Genomic DNA, 14,791 nt, shown 5'->3' with positions numbered 1-14,791 from the left:
CTGCGACAAACGACTTCTACACATTGCTGCCCATTTACGCCTAATTCGGCAAGATGAGAGTGATGGCCGTCCCTCCCTGAAAAACACTTTTTACTTCAATCGTACCACCGTGCGCTTCAATCAGGCTTTTCACGATGGCAACTCCCAGGCCCGTCCCCTCCGATGTCTGCTCTGTCGTCGTTCCACGGTAGTAACGGTTGAATACATTGCGCAATGTATCCTCCGTCATGCCAATGCCGTCATCCTGAATTGTTATTACGACTTGTTCCGGAATTTGTTCGATGGCTGTCACAATATGCACGGACGAATCATTATGAACGACAGCATTCATTAATAGATTGTGCAATGCCCGTTTCAGCAATTTCGGATCAAAAGCAACCTGGATTGGACCTTCAGCGAGCAGTTCAAAATGATGGAGCTGCGCACGGAGATCGTTGCTAACCTCTGTGAGCACCTCTCGTATAAAGCAGACGAGATCCTGTGTCGTTTTATGAATCGGGACTGCCTCAGAACTATCAAATCGCATCGCGAGATTTAAGTCTTCTATGAGCTGTTCCATATGCGTTCCTTTTTTATCGATTTCATCCACAAAATTGCGTTGTTCCTCTTCCGACCATTTATAATCTGGGTTCAGCAATAAAGTAGAATATCCTTTTATATAGGTCAACGGCGTTTTCAAGTCATGCGATATACCTGCAATCCAGTCACGTTTCGCCTCTTCCACTTCCACACGTTCGATCCGTGCCCTTTCCAGCCGTGCACGCATATCCATTAATTGATCAATGACTTCCTGATAGAGCTGATATCGCATTTTGAACTTCCCATTTTTCTTGCATGATTTCTCATAGCCATGGAACGAAGCCAAATCACCTTCGGCTAGCTGTTTAATCCATCTCATGATCTGGATGAGCGGGCTGCCAAAATACCAGCCGAACCAAACGATGCTAATCAAGGAAACAATCCCAACGACCACTAGAACGACCCACTCATAGCCTTCTCCCACTAAACCGTAGTGAGGCAGGATTCCCTCCATCGTCACAGGAAGCGTTGCGGCCAACAGCAGAATCCAAAGCAGGACTCCTAATAGGAAATGTATGATAAATCGTCTTTGTATTTTCATGATGGCTTTCCATTCGGAGGAATAAATTTATAGCCAATTCCTCGTAAATTAACTAGGATTCTCGGCTTCCTTGTATCGTCGCCAAGCTTTTTGCGCAATTTCGCTATATGAATAGTGACCGTCTTCTCTTCCCCGAATACATCCTCGCCCCAGACGTTCTCGTAAAGCTGTGTCGTCGTGAATACGCGATTCGGGTGTTTGCAAAAGAAATGAAGCAGCTCCAACTCCTTTGCCGTCGTGTCTACCGCTTTCCCTCCCACTGTCAGTACGGCTTCATCAGGTGAAAAACGGAAAGCCTCATACTCGTAAACTTTAGGCACAGGGGGAGCAGGCGCTTCATAGACCCTCTGCCGGCGTAATATTGCCCGGATTCTTGCCACCACTTCAAGCGGGTTAAACGGCTTCGTAATATAATCATCTCCACCTACACTAAGGCCGGTTAATTTATCAAAATCACTGGAACGGGCGCTAATGAATAAAATCGGAACGGTTGTCAGTTGCCGAATCGCGGAACAAAGCGTGAACCCATCTCCGTCCGGCAGCATGACGTCGAGCAGAATCACATCAAAGTCATTCCCCTTTAACGCTTGCAGCGCTTCTTCTTTCGAAGTGGCGGTGACAATTTGCGAAAAATGTTCTTTTCTCAATGTGATTTCCAGCAACTTAATAATCCCGATTTCATCATCCACTATTAAGATTCTTGCATCGTCCGACATGTGATCCCCTCTCTTCTATCTACATCCTACCAAGTTTTTCTCTAAGCACCTATATGAATCTAAAAGATTACGTACTTTTTCCTTCCTGTTTACTTTGTTTTTACTTTCAACTAGTACGATAAAGGTAAGCACTAGACAGGAGGTTCGCTATGACTATTATCATTCAAACACATCAACTGACAAAACGGTTTGCAACCGATCTTGTGATCGACCACGTTACGATGAATATTAAAGAAGGAGAAATATACGGATTCCTCGGTCCCAATGGGGCTGGCAAAACAACGATTATGAAAATGTTATTGAATCTGGTCAAACCGTCATCCGGGGACATTTTCATTCAAGGTAATCCCGTCAATCTCACGTCCTATCACTATTTGAAAGAGATTGGCAGCCTCATTGAGTATCCTATCTTTTATGAGGATCTAACGGCATATGAGAATTTGCAAATACACTGCACGTATGTTGGCCAGCAGGACGACAACCATATTGTAAGCGTGCTGGATACAGTAGGATTACGTAATATCGACCGAAAAAAAGTGAAGGAATTCTCACTCGGCATGCGCCAACGGCTTGCCATTGCACGAGCCATTGTAACGAAGCCTAAAATCTTGATCTTAGATGAGCCAATCAACGGACTGGACCCAATCGGGATAAAAGAAGTGAGAGAACTTCTCGTATTATTGAAGCGCCAATACGGAATGACGATACTTATATCGAGCCACATCATCTCTGAAATTGAAACGATTGCGGATACCATCGGCGTCATTGATGACGGGAAGTTAATTGAGGAAATTTCAATGTCTTCCTTGCGTCAACGGAACCAGCCCACAATTAAAATGGTCGTCAGCAATGTTCAGGAAGCCAAGCGCTTGCTCGAAGGGTTTGATTACACACAAGCAAAAATCATTGATGACAAAACAGTTCATGTGACCAAGACAAGGGAAACCACTGCAGTATTGATCAAGCGGCTTATTTTCCAAGGTGTCGATGTAGAAGAAGTCGTCACCTTCCATGAAACGCTGGAAGAGTACTTTGTCAATCGGATAAATGGAGGAAAAAAACATGTGGCAATTAGTTAAACTTGAATGGAGAAAACACCGGATGGCCCGCTATTTCCTAAGCTTCCTCTTATGTGTAGCGGGGATCTATGGATTCGTCATCTTTGCAGCATTGAGTTCAAAACACGATATAGACGGTTTGATCCCATCTTACCAAGAATTTCTGACCTTAGTTACGCTACTGACAAACATAACATTTATCATACTCGGCGGCGTCATTCTGTCACGTGTCATCATTTCTGAGTTCCGCACCAAGACAATAAATGTATTATTTACTTATCCTATCCGGCGAAAGATATTGATGCTGTCCAAGCTGCTGCTTGTTTTTACGGTAACCTCCGTTGGACTTTTCCTAGGCACTTGGATGATGCAGGTGCTCACCTATTTCCTGCAGCCATCTCTCGGACTCTTTGAAGGGACATTTACAATGCAAGAGATGCTCGCCACAATCCCGAAAACAGTAACGAATGCAATCATGATGGGAGCGATTGCATTAATCCCTCTCTATTTTGGCATGCGGAAGAAATCAACCTCAGCGACAATCACATCAGCAGTCATTATTGGATTTTTGATCAATTCCACAGTTTCCAATGGTGGTGCCTCCTTCAGCCTAAGCGATGTGATTGTAGTACCATTGATCTTTTCTTTGTTAGGTGCAGGAATCGCATATTTATCCATTCGCAATATTGACAGAAAGGATGTCGTGTAATGCTGAAGAAATTAATTGTAGTCGTCTTGCTAGCAGCTGCCGGTATAGGAATATTTGTATTCTTTAAAAAACCAACCGAAACAATTACTATCGGGACATACGATGCTGTCCCTACTATTGAAGCAGATCTGCAAATGATGACTATTGAAATGTCGAGTTCCCCTGACGATAAGATCCATGTGCTATTGGAAGGGAAAAAGGGAGTGGAGGAGCAACTCGTGATTGACCATGACGAGACCAAACTACTAGTTAGAGAGAAAAATGAGAAGAAGTGGAATGATTTTATCACGATAGGCTCTCAACCAAAGATTATGATGCAAATTCCTAAAGCCCTTGAGAGTTCAATTACTGTTTCCAATAAGGATGGAGATTCTTTTTTGAAAGGCTTGGCTGTAGATACAGTTCAAGTGAAATCAACGACAGGCAGAGTGACCATCCAGGAAATGACCGCTTCAATATCTAATTTGCAATCGGCAGATGGAAATGTAACGATTCACAACAGCGTTATGGAAAATAGCAGCATTGCCACGACTTCCGGCAATGTAACCATTCGGGAGAGCAAGGGCGCAACACTTGTCGCAAAGTCTGTAGACGGGCAAATTAAATTGACGGAAGCGACAGAGCAATCCGATGTCAGACTACATAGCAAAACCGGCGACATTCAGGTTATCTATAAAATAGCCCCGTCCTCGCTGAAACTCTCGACGCGTGGTGAAATTGTTAAAATAGAACTGCCTAGTTTCATTCAAAAGACCGGTATAATCGGTGAAGGGACCAATATGCTTTCTATCGAGACGAAAGACGGTATGATTCAAGTTAAGTAAGCGTGCGAATGAGGATCTCGGGATCGTGGATACCGGAGAAGGTTGTTAAACAGATACCATTAAAAGTACCTATTCATATATTCGTCAACATTAAGAAGACGACCTCCTTTAACCGTTCCATCACCGGGTAAATGGATTCTATCACCTCTTGAGACTGTTCAATCACCGGTAAACGAGTTTTATCTTCCTGACAGAGAAATATCCATAGAAATTATAATACACCCCAGCAGGCGAGATTTTACTCGTCCTACTGGGGTGTATCACTTTTACTCACTCGATGGATGGAAGTTCAGATACTTCTTTGCTCTGTACAAATCCGTGGACTTTAATTTGATTCTGATCTAAATCTTTGAAATAAAATTCATAATAGGTATGCAGCGGATTTGTAAGTTCCTCCACATCTACCCCCTTGCTCTTTAACAACCGATGTGCCGATAAAATATCATCACATTGCAGATCTAATACGGAACTGACAGGCAGGTCGTTATCTTCATTGGCTTTGTAACGATTACTTAGTGCTAGCTTTGTGTTTTCATTTATTCGAAAAAAACAAGCTACATCTAATTGATCCACAGGCTGTATCCCCAGAATCTCAGAGTACCATTCAATTGCCCGCTTCAGGTCTTTCACATAATGCCAAATCACAACGTTCCCGTTCCACCATGCACTGTTTGCTATATCCATCCTCTCATCCTCCTTATACAGTAAGAATTCTGGACTTGCATACGAATACCCTTTTGCATTTATTGAAAAGTTCCGCTCCCTCCGAGGATAAAAAACGAGCTTCCCATTAACTTTCAGGCTGCTGGTTCTAAGGTCCTCTATGTTACTTACAGCACCAGATTAATTTTTGCAATTTCCACTAAGGGTTTTACCTTAACAAAAAAACACCCTTGCCACAAACGAATTGTGACAAGGGCAATATTAATTTAACCGATGGATCCTTCCATTTCGAACTTGATCAAACGGTTCATTTCAACTGCGTATTCCATCGGCAATTCTTTTGTGAATGGCTCGATGAAGCCCATAACGATCATTTCAGTCGCTTCTTGTTCCGGAATACCGCGGCTCATCAAGTAGAAGAGCTGCTCTTCGGATACTTTGGAAACTTTCGCCTCGTGCTCGAGTGAAATATTATCGTTTAGGATTTCGTTGTATGGAATTGTGTCAGATGTAGACAGCTTATCCATGATCAACGTATCACATTCGATGTTCGCGCGAGCGCCTTCTGCACGACGGCCGAAGTGCACGACACCGCGGTATGTTACTTTACCACCGTGTTGGGAAATCGATTTGGATACGATTGTAGATGATGTATTCGGCGCCAAGTGCATCATTTTAGCTCCAGCATCTTGGTGTTGGCCTTTACCGGCAAGTGCGATGGAAAGTGTCATTCCGCGCGCGCCTTCGCCTTTTAGGATACAAGCCGGGTATTTCATCGTTAATTTGGAACCGATGTTGCCATCGATCCATTCCATCGTTGCATTCGCTTCACAAACAGCACGCTTTGTAACGAGGTTGTAGACGTTGTTCGCCCAGTTTTGAATCGTTGTATAACGGCAGTACGCGTCTTTCTTGATAATGATTTCAACGACTGCACTGTGCAGCGAGTTCGTTGTATAAACAGGTGCTGTACATCCTTCGACATAATGCACGCTTGCGCCTTCATCAACAACGATCAACGTCCGCTCAAATTGACCCATGTTTTCCGAGTTAATACGGAAGTAGGCTTGCAATGGTGTTTCCACCTTAATGCCAGGCGGTACGTAAATGAAAGAACCACCGGACCAGACCGCAGAGTTCAAAGCTGCAAATTTGTTATCCGTGTTCGGAATGACAGTGCCCCAGTATTTTTTAAATAGCTCTTCGTTTTCGCGAAGGGCAGAATCCGTATCTTTGAAGACGATCCCCATTTCCTCGAGATCTTCTTTCATGTTGTGGTAAACCACTTCGGATTCATACTGTGCGGATACGCCTGCCAAGTATTTTTGTTCTGCTTCCGGAATACCGAGTTTGTCAAATGTCCGTTTGATTTCTTCCGGTACTTCATCCCATGAGCGTTCTGTCGCTTCGGATGGTTTGACGTAATATGTGATTTCATCGAAGTTCAATGAATTCAAGTCGCCGCCCCATTGTGGCATTGGCTTGCTGTAGAAGATTTCAAGGGATTTCAACCGATAGTCGAGCATCCATTGGGGCTCTTCTTTCATTCGAGAAATTTCTTCAACGATCTCTTTCGTCAATCCACGCTCCGAACGGAAAACAGATACGTCTTTGTCATGGAAACCATATTTATAATCGCCGATTTCAGGCATTTTTTTCGCCATTTGAATCCTCCGTTCTTATTTGTGGATAGCCAGGTTCCTTCATCCGAGGCAGAATGATTAATCCTCGGATTCGTTCCCGACTCCTTTTTCCAGCGCCTTCCACGCCAATGTCGCACATTTGATGCGGGCTGGAAATTTCGCGACACCCGATAAGGCTTCAATGTCTCCTAAATCGACGGAATCATCTACATCCTTGCCAAGCATCATCTCCGAGAATAGATGGGCATATTTCACGGCGTCTTCCGTCTTTTTGCCTTTGACCAATTGGGTCATCATCGATGCGGATGCCATGGAAATGGAACATCCTTCCCCTTCGAATTTCGCGTCTTGCACGACCCCATCCTCCACTTGAAGTGTTAAATGGATGACGTCGCCGCAAGTCGGGTTATTCATATCGATCGTTACATTGTTGTCGGATAATACGCCTTTGTTTCTTGGGTTTTTGTAATGGTCCATAATGACGGACCGATACAATTGGTCTAATTTGTTAATTGACATTATTGGAAATACTCCTTTGCCATGCGGAGCCCTTCTACAAGCCGATCCACATCGTCTTCGGTGTTGTATAAGTAAAAGCTGGCGCGAGCCGTGGCAGAAACATCAAGCCATTTCATGAGCGGCTGGGCACAATGATGGCCGGCACGAACTGCAATGCCGTTCATGTCAAGCACAGTCGCCAAGTCATGCGGATGGACGCCTTCGAGATTGAATGTCACGATGCCGGCCCGTTTTTTCGGATCGACTGGACCATAAATTTGCAGGCCCTCGATTTCAGACATCTTTTCCATCGCAAGACCGGCCAGCTCATGTTCATGGCGTTCAATCTTATCCAATCCAACTTCCCTGAGGAAATCGATCGCAACGCCTAAACCGATCGCACCAGCAATAATCGGCGTGCCGCCTTCGAATTTCCACGGAAGCTCTTTCCATGTGGAATCATACAAACCGACAAAGTCGATCATTTCGCCGCCAAATTCGATTGGCTCCATTTGGTTCAGCAATTCCTTTTTGCCGTAAAGGACGCCGATTCCAGTCGGGCCGCACATTTTATGGCCGGAGAAAGCCAAGAAATCGCAATCGAGCTTCTGCACATCGAGCTTCAGGTGAGGAGCGGCTTGTGCACCGTCCACTACCATGACAGCCCCATTAGCATGTGCAATTTCAGCGATTTCCTTAATTGGATTCATCGTTCCAAGAACATTCGACACATACATGACGGAGACGATTTTCGTCCGGTCCGTCACGGTCTCACGCACTTTATCAAGAGATAGCGTACCGTCTTCCTCGAGATCGATATACTTCAGCACTGCACCTTTTTCTTTCGCAAGCTGCTGCCATGGAATGATGTTTGAATGGTGTTCCATGTACGTAATTACGATCTCATCGCCTTCACCGACATTGGCGCGTCCATAGCTTTGGGCGACAGTGTTTAAAGCAGTTGTCGCTCCACGCATGAAAATGATTTCCTGGGTCGATTTCGCATTGATGAACTCCCGTACTTTTTCGCGGGCATTCTCATAGCCTTCGGTTGCCCGGTTCCCTAAGGAATGGACACCTCGGTGGACGTTTGAGTTGTCCTCGGCATAATACTTCGTCAATGCATCAATGACTTGCTGCGGCTTTTGGGAAGTCGCAGCACTATCTAAGTAAACGAGCGGATGCCCGTTGATTTCCTGGTCAAGTATCGGGAAATGGTTGCGGATCTCTTTACTGAGCATTAGCGCACTTTCCTTTCAATGACCTCCGTCAATTGCTTCTTGACACCTTCGATTGGCAAGCTGTTTACAACAGGTGCAAGGAAACCATGGATGACGAGGCGTTCTGCTTCTTGTTTCGAAATTCCACGGCTCATCAAATAGAATAGCTGAAGCGGATCAACACGGCCGACAGAAGCGGCGTGTCCTGCTGTTACATCATCTTCGTCAATCAAAAGGATCGGGTTCGCATCACCGCGAGCCTTCTCGCTCAGCATCAAGACACGGGACTCCTGAACAGCATCCGATCTCGTCGCGCCCTTCGCGATGCGGCCAATTCCATTAAAGATGGAAGAAGCTTCTTCTTTCATGACACCATGCTTAAGGATGAAACCTTGAGTATCCATTCCCCAATGCACGATTTCGGAAGTAAAGTTCTGCTTTTGATTGCCACGGCCAACGACCACTGTTTTCAGGTCGCTGGAAGAGCCGTTTCCTACAAGGTGTGTAATGTTTTCCGAAACAGTGTCGCTGTCGTTCATAAGACCAAGCGCCCATTCGATGCGGCTTCCTGGGCCAGCGACGCCGCGTCGGTTGACATAGGTTGTGAAACCTTTTGCCAATACATCCACTGCACCGTATTCCACTTTCGCATTGTCGCCAGTGAATACTTCTGCAACGATGTTCGCTAAACCTTGCGCTTCCGCAACTGTGGATTGGTAGTTCTCAACATATGTGACGGAGCTGTTCGCATCTGCGACGATCAATGTATGGTTAAACAGGGATGCTTTCGCATCGTCATGTAAATAAACAACTTGGATCGGTTCTTCGACGACCACGTTCTTTGGAACGTAGACAAACACGCCGCCATTCAGCAAAGCTGCATGAAGCGCAGTCAAGCGATGTTCGTCCACTTTTACGCCGTCCGTCATTAAGTATTTTTGAATAAGTTCAGAATGCTCAAGGCTGGCAGTGAAAATGTCCGTCAAGATAACGCCTTGTGCTTTCAAGTCTTCAGAAAGAGATAGATATGCAGGCGTGTTGTTGCGCTGCACATAGATATTTTTCTGTTCTTCGACGTTCACGAGCCCTTTTACTTCTTCAGGCAGTTCGTCTAAAGATGCATACGTGCCGGATTCCACCGCGTGGACCGGAAAACTTGTGAAATTCCATTTATCAATTTTTGTTTTATCTGGTGTTGGCATCGGAAGCTGTTCCACTTTCGCCAGTGCATGTGCACGGAATTCAGCCATCCAGTCGGCTTCATTCATTTTTGCGGAAAAAGAGCGGACGTCCTGTTCGGTCAATGCCATTGTTGTTTCAACCGTCATTTTGAATCGTCCCCTTTCTTAAGCTTCTTGTCCAACAGTCTCGTCTTCAATTCCAAGTTCTTCTTTAATCCAGTCGTAGCCGTTTTCTTCAAGCTTCTTCGCAAGCTCTGCTCCACCTGATTTAACGACTTTCCCTTGCATCATGACATGGACGAAGTCTGGAGTGATGTAGTTAAGAAGGCGTTGGTAGTGCGTGATGATCATGCAGCCAAATCCTTCTCCGCGCATTTCGTTGATACCTTTCGACACGATCTTCAAAGCATCGATATCAAGACCGGAGTCGATTTCGTCAAGGATTGCAAATTTCGGCTGAAGCATCATTAATTGAAGGATTTCGTTACGCTTCTTTTCTCCACCGGAGAATCCTTCGTTCAAATAACGCGTTGCCATATCTTGATCCATTTCAAGGAGATCCATCTTGCTGTCTAGTTCACGGATGAATTTCATCAATGAAATCTCATCGCCTTCTTCACGGCGCGCATTCACTGCAGAGCGCAAGAAGTCAGCATTTGTTACGCCGGAAATTTCACTTGGATATTGCATAGCCAGGAAAAGACCTGCTTTGGCCCGCTCATCCACTTCCATTTCAAGGACATCTTCTCCGTCCAGTGTAACTGTTCCGGATGTTACTTCATATTTAGGGTGGCCCATAATCGCTGATGACAGCGTTGATTTACCTGTACCATTCGGACCCATAATCGCATGGATCTCGCCTGTATTAATTGTCAAATTGACACCTTTCAATATTTCCTTGCCTTCAATTTCGACATGAAGGTCCTTAATTTCCAAAGTTGCCATTCCACTACCTCCAGTATGATCAAGATGAACGGTTTATCCATTCTCATTTTAGTATCATTCTAATCTTATCGCATTCCCAGCTACGTTGCAAATCATTGAGAATCATTATAAAGTAATTGCCGTTTGCCCTCTTTCTCCGCAGAAAATTATTGACTTTCCACTAAAATGATATTTTCAATTATCCACTATTGATTGAGAATACACGACGAAAAAAATCATCCCGGAAGACAAAACCGGGATGATTAATTGTGAATTTCAGTTGTTTACGCTTTTTCCTTCGGAGTGAAGCGGTCGACAATCATCGCGAGCGCTCCGTCTCCTGTGACGTTCGTAGCTGTTCCAAAGCTGTCTTGCGCCATATATAAAGCGATCATAAGCGCAATCATCGACTCGTCAAAATGAAGCATTGTTCCAAGTAAACCGACAGCAGCCATGACTGCTCCTCCAGGCACACCCGGTGCCGCAATCATTGTAACACCAAGCATGAGAATGAAAGGTAAGTAGCTGCCGAACTCGATTGGCATACCGTTCATTAGAAGAACACCAATAGAACATGACACGAGTGTGATTGTACTTCCTGACAGGTGAATTGTCGCAAAAAGCGGGATGGTGAAATCAGTCACCTTATCCGAAGCACCCGTCTTTTTCGCCTGGCGCAATGTAACAGGTATTGTAGCCGCTGAAGACTGTGTACCGATTGCCGTCATATAAGCTGGTGCCATCGTTTTCATAAGCATGAATGGATTTTTTCCATTCAGAGTTCCCGCCACTGTGTACTGCAGAGTTAGCATGATCAAGTGAAGTGCGATGATCATGACAAAAACCATTGCAAAGACGGAGAGAACTTTCGCTACCTCGCCTGTGTATGTCATATTAAGGAATATCCCAAAGATATGGATCGGGAGCAACGGAATGATGATATACGAGATGACTTTCTCGATTAACAAATTGAATTCATCAAAGAATGCGAGCATCGACTTGCTGTTGATAGATGCCATTCCGATACCGAGAATGAAAGCAAGCAATAAAGCAGTCATGACGCCCATCAGCGGAGTCAATTCCAATTCAAAAAACGGCTCCAGCACATGATGCGTTCCTTCGATATCCTTTTGACCTGTCTTAATAAAGTTTGGCAAAATCGTAGTTGCGGCAAAGAACGCGAGCACGCCAGCGACTATCGTCGAAATATAGGCAAAGGCCGTGGCCAATCCAAGCAATTTTCCGGAACCCTTTCCGAGCTTTGCAATTCCCGGTGCAATGAAAGCGACAATGATTAAAGGCACAACGAAGTTCAAGAAGCCGCCGAAAATCATATTGAACGTGGCAAACGTCCTGCCGAAGCCTTTTGCAAACCCTTCATGAAGCAAAGGCAGTGACCATCCTAATAAGATAGCGAGTCCGATGGCGATAATGATGCGCCAAATAAGTCCTAGTTTAATTCTCATCCCATGTCCTCCCTAGATGTACAACTGTATTTCCAACCATTTAACTCTACCATACTATTGGAAGCAGTGGAACAGCACAGGGAGTTTTCATAATTATTTATCAAAAAGACCCCTTTCCATGACGGAAAGAGGTCAGTTTCATTTGATTACTTAACAGGCACTACAGCGCCTTTCCACTCTTCAAGAATGAAGTCTTGGATTTCTTTTGATTTCAACACTTCGACTAGCGCTTTAATTGCTTCGTTATTCTCATCGCCTTTATTGACAGTAATGATGTTCACATATGGGGAGTCTTGGCTCTCCAGAGCAATCGCATCCTCAAGCGGATTCAAACCTGCATCAATCGCATAGTTAGAATTGATCAATAACGCATCGCCTTCGTCGTTATTATAAAGCTGTGGCATAAGAGCCGGCTCATAGTTTGGATCAAACTTCAGGTTTTTCGGATTGTCGACGATGTCGCTCAATTCTGCTTTTACTTTATCTACGCCTTTAGCGAGTGTAATAAGTCCTTTTTCTTCTAACATCGCAAGTACACGGCCATGGTCTGCAACCGAGTTGCTGATCAAGATTGTCGCACCGTCCGGAAGCTCATCCAGTGACTTATATTTCTTTGAATAAACGCCTATTGGTTCAATGTGAATAGATCCTGCATTGACAAAATCATAACCGAAGTCAGCGATTTGCCCTTCCATGTACGGAATGTGCTGGAAGTAGTTCGCATCCAAGTCCCCTGCATCCAAATCTTTATTCGGAAGGACATAATCTTGGTACGTTTCGATCTCTAACTCATACCCTTTTTCTTCAAGCAATGGCTTTGCTTTTTTCAAGATAACCGCATGTGGCGTATTCGAAGCTCCGACTACAATTTTCGTTTTTTCTTGTGACCCTTCTCCAGAAGACGCGTTATTGCTGTCTTTATCTTTTGTGCCGCAAGCCGCTAATGCCAAAACAAGCGTTGCGAGCAATAATGCCGAAATAATCTTTTTCATGTATTCTCTCTCCTTTTGGTTGCTTTATGTCAACAAGCCGAAGCTTGCAGTTCCTTACTTAGCGCTTGTCGATTTTTTTCACAGCCAGATCACCGATAAATTGGATGATAAAGACGATGATCAAGATGAGAATCGTCGCTGCCAGCGTCACATCTCCCCGGTTTCGCTGGAAACCATCGAGATACGCCAGATTCCCTAGACCGCCAGCTCCGATAACGCCAGCCATTGCTGTGTAGCCGACCAAAGCGATGGCTGTTACAGTAATCCCTGAAATAAGTGCCGGCAATGATTCTGGGATGAGTACTTTAAAGATGATCGTGCTCGTTTTGGCTCCCATCGAGCGGGCTGCTTCAATGACACCTTTATTGATTTCCTGCAGGCCAATCAGAACCATCCGCGCGTAAAACGGAGCGGAACCAATAACGAGCGCCGGCAATGCTGCCTGCGGTCCTCGCATGGATTCCATAATCAACTTCGTGAACGGAATCAATAAAATGATCAAAATCAAGAACGGTATGGACCGGAACACATTGACGAATGTACCCGTGATAAAGTTCAAGGTGCGATTTGCCCATAGCTGTCCGGGACTCGTCAAAAACAATACAATCCCAAGGATCAGACCAAAGATGAAAGTATAGAAAGTCGAAGCGGCCGTCATATAGATCGTCTCTTTCGTCGCTTCCCACATTAGTTCCCAATCAACATTCGGAAAGAATTTTTCAATCATGGACGATCACCTCCGCCTGAACACCTTCGTTGTGCAAGTATTGAATCGCCTCTTGGACGGTCGCTTCATTGCCAAGAATTTGCAGAATCAATGTTCCGTATGCCCCGCCTTGCGTATGGGTAATATTCCCTTGCACGATGTTCACATCCACTTGGAAGGAACGAATCAGACTGGAAAGAACCGGCTGTTCTGTCCTCTCACCGATGAACACCAGCTTGACAAGTGTTCCGTCCGGCACTTCCTGGCGAACATGAGCCAGAGCTTGCTCCGTACCAGCCGGCTCGGTTACTTGGGAAACAAACCGCTTGGTGATCGCAGCTTTCGGTTGTTGGAACACATCCAGCACATTGCCGATTTCGACAACACGGCCGGCTTCCATAACGGCCACCTGATGGCAAATTTTCCGGATGACATGCATTTCATGCGTGATCATGACGATCGTCAATCCAAGACGCTGGTTGATATCGGTCAATAAATCCAAAATCTGATCAGTCGTTTCCGGATCCAGTGCGGATGTCGCTTCATCACAGAGAAGTACTTCTGGATCATTCGCAAGCGCCCGTGCAATGCCGACACGCTGCTTCTGTCCGCCGGAAAGCTCCGATGGGTAGGCATTTTCCCTGCCGCGAAGTCCAACAAGGTCGATGAGTTCCTCCACCTTGCGATCCCGTTCCGCTTTTGGCACACCGGCAATTTCCAATGGGAATGCGATATTCCCTTTCACTGTCCGGGACCAGAGTAAGTTGAAGTGCTGGAAGATCATGCTTACTTTCTGGCGGACTTTCCGCAGTTCCTTTGCAGAAACCGAGGAGATCTCACGTCCTGCAATGGTAATTGTTCCGGACGTCGGCTTTTCCAAGCCATTCAATAAACGGATGAGCGTACTCTTGCCGGCTCCACTATATCCAATGATGCCAAATATAGCGCCGTCCCCTATAGAAAGCGTGACACCATCGACGGCCAGTAAACCGTCTTTTTGGCCATATCGCTTATTGACATCTTTTAATTCAATCATTTTGTTCACCTCTGCTATTCTCGCTGACCATGTCG

At 45.2% G+C, this 14,791-nt stretch carries 15 protein-coding genes; 3 read left to right on the top strand and 12 right to left on the bottom strand.

Translation table 11 applies throughout. The features are described from left to right. Nucleotides 1-40: 40 nt before the first annotated feature. Complete coding sequence (locus tag ACSW3C_RS17145) at nt 41-1,120, bottom strand: sensor histidine kinase (RefSeq protein ID WP_486564019.1); 1,080 nt, start codon at nt 1,118-1,120, stop codon at nt 41-43. Next, the gene (locus ACSW3C_RS17140; RefSeq protein ID WP_486564018.1) at nt 1,117-1,836 is read right to left on the bottom strand and encodes a response regulator transcription factor; all 720 of its coding nucleotides are present in this window, start codon (nt 1,834-1,836) and stop codon (nt 1,117-1,119) included. Before ACSW3C_RS17140 ends, ACSW3C_RS17145 begins: the two co-directional genes overlap by 4 nt. Nucleotides 1,837-1,985: 149 nt before the next feature. Here ACSW3C_RS17140 and ACSW3C_RS17135 point away from each other — a divergent pair, with 149 nt between their 5' ends. Genes ACSW3C_RS17135 through ACSW3C_RS17125 form a run of 3 tightly spaced genes read left to right on the top strand, consistent with a single transcriptional unit; the run spans nt 1,986 to nt 4,427 of the window. Beyond that, the gene (locus ACSW3C_RS17135) at nt 1,986-2,915 is read left to right on the top strand and encodes an ABC transporter ATP-binding protein (RefSeq protein WP_486564017.1); all 930 of its coding nucleotides are present in this window, start codon (nt 1,986-1,988) and stop codon (nt 2,913-2,915) included. Further along, complete coding sequence (locus tag ACSW3C_RS17130; protein ID WP_486564016.1) at nt 2,899-3,603, top strand: ABC transporter permease; 705 nt, start codon at nt 2,899-2,901, stop codon at nt 3,601-3,603. Before ACSW3C_RS17135 ends, ACSW3C_RS17130 begins: the two co-directional genes overlap by 17 nt. Further along, nucleotides 3,603-4,427 (top strand): DUF4097 family beta strand repeat-containing protein, encoded by an 825-nt coding sequence (locus ACSW3C_RS17125; RefSeq protein ID WP_486564015.1) that lies wholly within the window; start codon nt 3,603-3,605, stop codon nt 4,425-4,427. The genes ACSW3C_RS17130 and ACSW3C_RS17125 overlap by 1 nt, the downstream gene beginning before the upstream one ends. 270 nt (nt 4,428-4,697) lie before the next feature. On the opposite strand, the gene ACSW3C_RS17120 is transcribed toward ACSW3C_RS17125, so the two are convergent. The 10 genes from ACSW3C_RS17120 to ACSW3C_RS17075 all read right to left on the bottom strand — a co-directional run bounded on the left by ACSW3C_RS17120 (nt 4,698) and on the right by ACSW3C_RS17075 (nt 14,756). After that, on the bottom strand, nt 4,698-5,111 hold the full coding sequence (locus tag ACSW3C_RS17120) for a VOC family protein (protein ID WP_486564014.1): 414 nt from the start codon (nt 5,109-5,111) through the stop codon (nt 4,698-4,700). 245 nt (nt 5,112-5,356) lie between these two features. Continuing rightward, nucleotides 5,357-6,754: a Fe-S cluster assembly protein SufB gene (gene sufB / locus ACSW3C_RS17115; protein ID WP_486564013.1), complete on the bottom strand. Its 1,398-nt coding sequence runs from the start codon at nt 6,752-6,754 to the stop codon at nt 5,357-5,359. Between the two features lie 57 nt (nt 6,755-6,811). Beyond that, nucleotides 6,812-7,252, bottom strand: coding sequence for a Fe-S cluster assembly sulfur transfer protein SufU (gene sufU / locus ACSW3C_RS17110; protein WP_486564012.1), 441 nt, complete (start codon nt 7,250-7,252; stop codon nt 6,812-6,814). Beyond that, nucleotides 7,252-8,472 (bottom strand): cysteine desulfurase, encoded by a 1,221-nt coding sequence (locus ACSW3C_RS17105; protein ID WP_486564011.1) that lies wholly within the window; start codon nt 8,470-8,472, stop codon nt 7,252-7,254. The genes sufU and ACSW3C_RS17105 overlap by 1 nt, the downstream gene beginning before the upstream one ends. Beyond that, entirely contained in the window at nt 8,472-9,779 is a 1,308-nt protein-coding gene (gene sufD / locus ACSW3C_RS17100; protein WP_486564010.1) for a Fe-S cluster assembly protein SufD, read from the bottom strand. The genes ACSW3C_RS17105 and sufD overlap by 1 nt, the downstream gene beginning before the upstream one ends. Before the next feature lie 18 nt (nt 9,780-9,797). After that, nucleotides 9,798-10,577 carry a Fe-S cluster assembly ATPase SufC gene (gene sufC / locus ACSW3C_RS17095; protein ID WP_184211526.1) on the bottom strand — a complete coding sequence of 260 codons (780 nt, stop codon included), beginning with the start codon at nt 10,575-10,577 and terminating at the stop codon, nt 9,798-9,800. A 263-nt stretch (nt 10,578-10,840) separates the two neighbouring features. Further along, the gene (locus ACSW3C_RS17090) at nt 10,841-12,022 is read right to left on the bottom strand and encodes a dicarboxylate/amino acid:cation symporter (protein WP_486564009.1); all 1,182 of its coding nucleotides are present in this window, start codon (nt 12,020-12,022) and stop codon (nt 10,841-10,843) included. Between the two features lie 146 nt (nt 12,023-12,168). After that, entirely contained in the window at nt 12,169-13,014 is an 846-nt protein-coding gene (locus tag ACSW3C_RS17085; protein WP_486564008.1) for a MetQ/NlpA family ABC transporter substrate-binding protein, read from the bottom strand. A gap of 58 nt (nt 13,015-13,072) precedes the next feature. After that, nucleotides 13,073-13,741 (bottom strand): methionine ABC transporter permease, encoded by a 669-nt coding sequence (locus tag ACSW3C_RS17080; protein WP_238081001.1) that lies wholly within the window; start codon nt 13,739-13,741, stop codon nt 13,073-13,075. Beyond that, the gene (locus ACSW3C_RS17075) at nt 13,734-14,756 is read right to left on the bottom strand and encodes a methionine ABC transporter ATP-binding protein (RefSeq protein ID WP_486564007.1); all 1,023 of its coding nucleotides are present in this window, start codon (nt 14,754-14,756) and stop codon (nt 13,734-13,736) included. The genes ACSW3C_RS17080 and ACSW3C_RS17075 overlap by 8 nt, the downstream gene beginning before the upstream one ends. Nucleotides 14,757-14,791: the final 35 nt, after the last annotated feature.

The organism is Sporosarcina sp. AD_1 (genome assembly GCF_057373025.1).
Note: the sequence above shows the minus strand (reverse complement) of the source record. Positions and strands in the feature narration are given on the sequence as shown.